Here is a 6,880-nt window from a genome sequence, read left to right as displayed (position 1 = left end):
CTGCAATATTGGCAGGACTTTCGATTTTACTGAACACTCTTCAACTGCTCTCGGAATATTCAATAGATGAACTGAATGAAATCGCAACAATTGCATTAAGTACCTAAAGATGTGTAGATACCTATGTCTTATGGGAGAGGGTTGGGGTGAGGGTAAACAATAAAAAAAAGCGGGCCTTGGCCCGCTTTTTTTATGAAGAAATTTTAGTTCTGTTCCAGATAGGGATTTTCAAAACCTAGCTTGGCCAGAATCTCGATTTCAATACCTTCCATTTCTTCAGCATCTTCATCCGAGGTTTCATGGTCATAGCCCATCAGGTGCAAAGTGCCATGTACCAGCATATGGGTGAAATGCGTCAAGGGTACTTTCTGCTGTTCAAGCGCTTCAGCCAGTACCACGGGAATGCAAATCACCAGATCGCCAATTGGAAATGCATCTAGAAACTGAGCCATTTCATCAGGAAGTTCACTCGGGAAAGACAGGACATTGGTCGGTTTGTCTTTGCCGCGATATTCCAGATTCAGTTTATGACTTTCGTCATGATCAACACAGGCAATTCCGATTTCGCAATCACTTTGAGTGCCGATATGACGTAAAGTGGTTTCTACAACTTTTTTAATATAGGCACGTTTCAGTACCAGTTCAGGCGACTGAAAGTCCTGTTGTAAGGAAAGACTAAGTTTCAACACAAATCCTTAAGTTTAAAGCTTAATACTGTGCATCTGCCGCAGCATCATTTTCAGCGATTAAGGCTTCCTGACGTGCTTTTCGTTCGGCACGCGCTTCAGCACTTAAGCGCTGCTGTTCACTGTCCCAGCCTTCGTAGGCTTCAACAATTTTCTGTACCAGCTGATGACGTACCACATCACGCGAATGGAAACGGGTAATATGAATTTCAGGAATTTTATCAATCACGCGCAAGGCATGTGACAGACCAGATTGCTGACCACGTGGTAAATCCACCTGAGTCACGTCACCAGTAATCACTGCACGTGAGCCAAAACCTAAACGGGTCAGGAACATCTTCATTTGTTCTGGGGTGGTGTTCTGCGCTTCATCCAGAATCACGAAAGAATGATTCAGGGTACGGCCACGCATGTAAGCAAGCGGAGCAACTTCAATCACCTGACGTTCGATCAACTTGGCCACTTTCTCAAAGCCGAGCATTTCATATAGCGCGTCATACAAGGGACGTAAGTAAGGGTCGATTTTCTGGGTTAAATCCCCCGGTAAGAAACCAAGTTTTTCACCGGCTTCAACCGCAGGGCGAACTAGCAAGATACGCTGGATTTCATTGCGCTCCAGCATATCCACTGCAGCTGCAACGGCGAGGTAGGTTTTACCTGTTCCGGCAGGGCCAATACCAAAGGAAATATCACTTTGAAGAATGCGCTGTACATAACGTTTCTGGTTGGCACCACGCGGGTTGATCCGGCCTTTACGGGTTTGCAGCCAGACATTGTCCAGCCCCGTGTGTTCCTGATCATCCAGATCTTGCTGAAGTTCACGGTCAGTCTGGCTGCCCTGAATCATCAGATGTAAAGTATCTGCACTAATCTGCTGACTATGTTCAGATTCTTCATGAAGACGTTGCAAGAGCATTTCGGCTCTCTCAACGGCATCGATTCCACCATCAATAATAAAACTTTCTCCACGATGGGAGATTTTGACGTCTAAACGTTGTTCAATTTGCTTCAAATGGCCGTTATAGGCACCTAACATGGCTTGTATACGGTCCATCGAAATTCCAGGAAAAGCTACTGTACGTCGAATCGCTGCAGTCAAGAGTGTTCCTTATGAAGTGTGCGTTATATGCTCTACATTACGCCACGTCAGGCTCAAGATTCAAGAGTTCACCGTAAACTAAATTCAAAGTTTTAATTTCGGTAATTTCAATCTCGGCAAAGCGGCCTACCCAGGCAGGGTCACCAATAAAGTTAACATAACGGGTATTGTCCGCCGTACCGACCAGAATGTTCGGATCTTTATCAGAAACTTTTTCGATCAGTACACGCTGGATGGACCCGAGCATGGCATCCGTCTTGTCAATGCTTGAACGCTTAATCCATTGCTGAACTTTGGCCAGACGTTCTTTTTTCACATCTTCAGAGATCGTATCTTCCAGTTCTGCCGCAGGCGTACCCGGACGCTTTGAATAGATAAAGCTATAAGAATGGTCGAAGTCTAAATCCTGAATAAACTGATAAGTCTCTTCGAAATTCTTATCAGTTTCACCCGGGAAACCAATGATAAAGTCTGAAGATAAATGCATGTCAGGGCGAACTGCACGTAACTTTTTAATCTTCTCGATATAGACATCGATGGTGTGGTTACGCTTCATCGCTTGTAACACATCATTGGAACCGCTTTGTACCGGCAAATGCAGATGTGAAACCATTTGTGGCAGGTCACGATAGCACTGGATCAGGTCGTCATTAAATTCCAGCGGATGTGATGTGGTATAACGAATACGGCCAATGCCCGGAATATCTGCAACCAAACGTAACAGATCGGCAAAAGTACAGATATTGCCTTCGAACGTTTCACCACGGTAGCCATTTACGTTCTGACCTAAAAGCGAAATTTCACGCACGCCTTTTTCTGCCAGACCCGCAATTTCAGCCAGGACATCATCCAGTGGACGAGAAACTTCCTCACCACGCGTATACGGCACCACGCAGAAAGAACAGTATTTTGAACAGCCTTCCATGATCGAGACAAAGGCTTTATAGCCTTCAACACGCGGTTCAGGTAAAAAGTCAAATTTCTCGATGTCCGGGAAGGAAATATCCACCAGTTTGATTTTTTCTTTTTTTGGCTTTTCGATCTGCTCAAAATGCTGATCCAGCATTTGCGGCAAACGGTGCAGGGTTTGTGGGCCAAAAATCATATCGACATAATTGGCACGTTTCTGGATATTGTCGCCTTCCTGAGACGCCACACAACCACCAACACCAATAATCAGGTCAGGATTTTTATCTTTAAGCTTGCGCCAGCGACCCAGCTCGGAGAATACTTTTTCCTGCGCCTTTTCACGGATCGAGCAGGTATTCATCAGCAGAATATCGGCATCTTTAGGATCGGTGGTCAGCACATAGCCATGAGAATCGCCTAACAGGTCTGCCATACGGTGACTGTCGTACTCATTCATCTGACACCCTTGCGTTTCGATGTACAGTTTTTTGACTGAAGCATCGCTAACTGGGGTGTGCGCTGGCTGGGTAACAGTGTTTTCTGAGGCAGCTGGGGCACCATTCGGAATGAAGGTTTGAACCGTCATGTAGGCTCCTACAAGGTAATACGTTGAAAGAGTGAACGAACAGCCTGATTGATGCATCAAACAGGTGAATAAAAATTCAATTCACGGACTGAAATCTTGGAAAGGCGCATATTTTAGCAGGAAAGTCGCTTAAACTTATAGCCCAAATTAACTGTGGAAAAATATTGATTTATGGGCAAAAATTGTCTGTAGATTAATATTGCTTAATCATAAGGTTACATAACTGAACAATAGAGTTGGTTATAATCTTCAAACTAGCTCTTATGATATGCAACATGGGCTAAGCACAAAATCGATGATAGAAGGCAAAGGGATGTTGAAACACACTAAAACTATGTATAAATACTATAAATTAATTACTTTAAGTGTGGCATGTATCTGTTCAGCGAGTACACAGGCAGCAGAAGAACAATTTAATGATGCATTGCGTGCAGCCAATGCAGGCAATACTGAACTGTTACAGCAATATCGTCTGTCTATGCAGAATGATGCCTTGGGCTATTATCCGGAATACTGGATTTTAAACCAGAATCTTGCCATGCAGCCTGTTAGCCAGATTATCAGCTTTGCCCAGCGTTACCCTCAATCCGCCATGGCTGAAAAGCTGGCAGCGGACTATGTCGAAGAAAAAGTAAAAATGGCAGACTTTAGCACTGCCCAACCTGTATTGCCTTATGTAACCAATGCCGATCCTGCCGAAGCCTGTGCAGTGGCACAAGTGCGTGCCAAAGCTGGCGATGAACTGGTTTATGCCGAATTTAAAGAAGTCTGGTTAACTACCAACAGCCAGCCTGATTCTTGTACTGGTCTAGGCCGGATGATGCTCTCCAGTCCACTCATGACCTCAGAAGACCGTCAGCAGCGACTCTGGGGACAACTTCGTGCCGGACAGTCTGGTCAGGCCATTGCGACAGCGCAAGGCATTGGTCTAAATCTGTCTCTGGCACAACTGAATTCGATTCAGGCCAACCCCACCAATTATTTGTGGTCTGCGCCTAAAAGTACTGCGGCAGAGCAGGCCTATCTGATTTATGCACTGGGACGTCTGGCCGATAGCGATTTGGACTCGGCTTTGTCCATTGTCAAACGGACCGCTCAAGGTACACCAGTACAGGTACAACGCGCCTTATATCGTGCTGTCGGTTATATCGGTGGCACCACAGTCATGAAAAACAACTTCAACCGCGAAGTGTTAAATGCTTTAGATGCCAGCTATGGTCTGCCATTTAGCCCGGAAGAAGCTGAAGTTTATGCGCGTCAGGCCATTCGTTTTAGTGCCTGGGAAAGCCTGATCCGTGCGATTGATAGCATGACGGTGAATCAGAAGCAGGAAGATCGCTGGCAATACTGGCTGGCACGTGCAAGCGAACAACGTACTGATCGTGCTTCTAAACAGGCAGCAGAAAGTATTTATCGTAAGCTGGCGACCGGAGATGACTATCACAATCTTTTGGCACGCGACAAGTTGGGGCAGGTGACCGCGAGTACACCAAACCCGGCGCAGCCATCCAATCAGGCTCTGCAACGTTTGGAACAGGATATTCATTTCCGTCGTGCTTTCACGCTACGTAATATCAGCGCACCGGAGAACTATATTAACCGTGAATGGAACTGGGCAGTGCGTCAGGCTTATCTGAAAAAAGATGATGACCTGTTGCTGGCTGCGGCAAAGCGTGCCATGGACATGGGCTGGCATGACCGGGCCATTTATGCCGCTGACCGTACCGCGAACAAGCATAACTACAATTATCGTTATCCAATGCCACATCAGAATTACGTGGTCAGTCATAGTCGCAATGCCGGCATAGATCCGGCCTGGGCCTATGGGTTAATGCGTCAAGAAAGCCGTTTCAATACTGTGGCACGTTCACATGTAGGCGCGGGTGGTCTGATGCAGATTATGCCGGACACGGCCAAGCTGGTGGCACGTCAAATGGGTGAGGCTTATAACCCGGCGGCACTCACCGATATGAATACCAATATTCGCTACGGAACATTCTATTTATCTACGATTCAGCGTCAGCTTAGCGATAGTCCGGTTCTGGCAACGGCGGGCTATAATGCCGGTCCAAACCGTGCCCGCCGCTGGCAGCCAGAATTTCAGGGGATTGCCGCAGATCAATATACTGAAACTATTCCTTTACTTGAAACCCGGGATTATGTGAAACATGTCATGACCAATGCCACGCATTACGGTATCTTGTTAGGGCAGGGGGCACAGTCAGTGGGTAAACGCATGCAACTGATACCATTACGTAATACACAATAAAATTAAAATTATTGGGGGATGGTGATTTATTCATGAAAATAATGAAGGATCGTCGAGTCTGGGCTGGATCGTTTGCGCTTGTGTTTTTTGCCAGCAGTCCGGCAGCGTTCGCCACGCCGACAGACTATGTCATGGATGTACAAATGGTCCCGGCCTTATGTAGCCTGTACCCGGAATACGCCAAGAAACGAAAATGTCTGGAAGGTTATTCGTTGAATATCTCCGGCTTATATCCTCAGACTACATCACAAAATTGTACGACCAATAGCTCCGCGAAACTGTCACCACTGCAGTCCAAGGTAGTGGCCAGGATCATGCCGGATGACAATACCCGGACAATTTTATGGCGCAATATCGGTGGCTGTGTGCCGATGAATGCCAGTCAGTATTTCCGGACGATTATCAATTATGCAGATCGCCTGAAAGTGCCAGCGGAACTGACGGAACAGGAAAATATTACGATTTCTGTCGATACGCTGCGGGCCAAATTTCTGAAAATTAATCCGCAATTACCGGGCAATGCCTTGAGGTTTAACTGCCAGCAGACCCAGTCGGCCAGCGTGCTTACCTCGATTAAGGTCTGTTATCGCCCCAATGGCAATTACAAATCCTGTTCTGCCAACATTATTAATACATGCCCAAAAACTGTCACAATAAAAGGAACATACTGAGCTTTTTTGCGGATTTAATTTATATTTCCTATCAGACTTTAGGTGAAATCCGTCCTCTTTTATATGCATCTGGCAAAGGATTGGAGTACAATCTTTCGCGTTTACGATTATTAGATTAAATACTAACTATTTAATCGCATTGAATATCCTCAATTGGAGATAATTAGATGAAGCAAGCAGTTCGTGTTGCCGTTACTGGCGCTGCAGGTCAAATTGGTTACAGCCTATTATTTCGTATCGCAAGTGGCGAAATGTTGGGTAAAGATCAACCAGTGATTTTGCAATTGCTCGAAGTTCCTTTTGAGAAAGCTCAACAAGCGCTTAAAGGCGTAATGATGGAGCTTCAAGATTGTGCATTCCCGCTACTAGAAGACATGATCGGTACTGATGATCCTAAAGTTGCATTCAAAGATGCTGACTATGCGTTATTAGTTGGTTCACGTCCACGTGGTCCAGGTATGGAACGTGCTGACCTTCTTAAAGTGAACGGTGAAATCTTCATCGGTCAAGGTCAAGCATTGAACGAAGTTGCGAGCCGTGACGTTAAAGTTCTAGTTGTTGGTAACCCTGCAAACACGAATGCTTACATCGCAATGAAATCTGCTCCAGATCTTCCAGCGAAAAACTTCACTGCAATGTTACGTCTTGACCACAACCGTG

The 6,880-nt window shown here is 45.8% G+C and carries 6 protein-coding genes; 3 read left to right on the top strand and 3 right to left on the bottom strand.

The genetic code is table 11. The features are described 5' to 3' along the window. Window positions 1-203: 203 nt before the first annotated feature. Genes ybeY through miaB form a run of 3 tightly spaced genes read right to left on the bottom strand, consistent with a single transcriptional unit; the run spans window position 204 to window position 3,280 of the window. Entirely contained in the window at window positions 204-686 is a 483-nt protein-coding gene (ybeY, locus tag WAK81_RS01070) for an rRNA maturation RNase YbeY (protein ID WP_422195326.1), read from the bottom strand. Window positions 687-708: 22 nt separating this feature from the next. Then, window positions 709-1,785 carry a PhoH family protein gene (locus tag WAK81_RS01065; protein ID WP_422195325.1) on the bottom strand — a complete coding sequence of 359 codons (1,077 nt, stop codon included), beginning with the start codon at window positions 1,783-1,785 and terminating at the stop codon, window positions 709-711. Window positions 1,786-1,822: 37 nt separating this feature from the next. After that, window positions 1,823-3,280 carry a tRNA (N6-isopentenyl adenosine(37)-C2)-methylthiotransferase MiaB gene (gene miaB, locus WAK81_RS01060; protein WP_422195324.1) on the bottom strand — a complete coding sequence of 486 codons (1,458 nt, stop codon included), beginning with the start codon at window positions 3,278-3,280 and terminating at the stop codon, window positions 1,823-1,825. A 334-nt stretch (window positions 3,281-3,614) separates the two neighbouring features. On the opposite strand from miaB, the gene WAK81_RS01055 reads away from it, so the two are divergent. The 3 genes from WAK81_RS01055 to WAK81_RS01045 form a co-directional block, all read left to right on the top strand. Further along, a complete protein-coding gene (locus tag WAK81_RS01055; RefSeq protein ID WP_422195327.1) occupies window positions 3,615-5,549 on the top strand; it encodes a transglycosylase SLT domain-containing protein in 1,935 nt (644 codons plus the stop codon). 32 nt (window positions 5,550-5,581) lie between these two features. Next, the gene (locus WAK81_RS01050) at window positions 5,582-6,220 is read left to right on the top strand and encodes a ribonuclease I (protein WP_422195323.1); all 639 of its coding nucleotides are present in this window, start codon (window positions 5,582-5,584) and stop codon (window positions 6,218-6,220) included. A gap of 167 nt (window positions 6,221-6,387) precedes the next feature. Further along, the coding region (locus tag WAK81_RS01045) for a malate dehydrogenase (protein ID WP_422195322.1) at window positions 6,388-6,880 on the top strand (493 nt) is incomplete at its 3' end.

It is taken from the genome of Acinetobacter sp., assembly GCF_049284435.1.
In the GTDB taxonomy this organism is placed as follows: Bacteria; Pseudomonadota; Gammaproteobacteria; order Pseudomonadales; family Moraxellaceae; genus Acinetobacter.
Note: the sequence above shows the minus strand (reverse complement) of the source record. Positions and strands in the feature narration are given on the sequence as shown.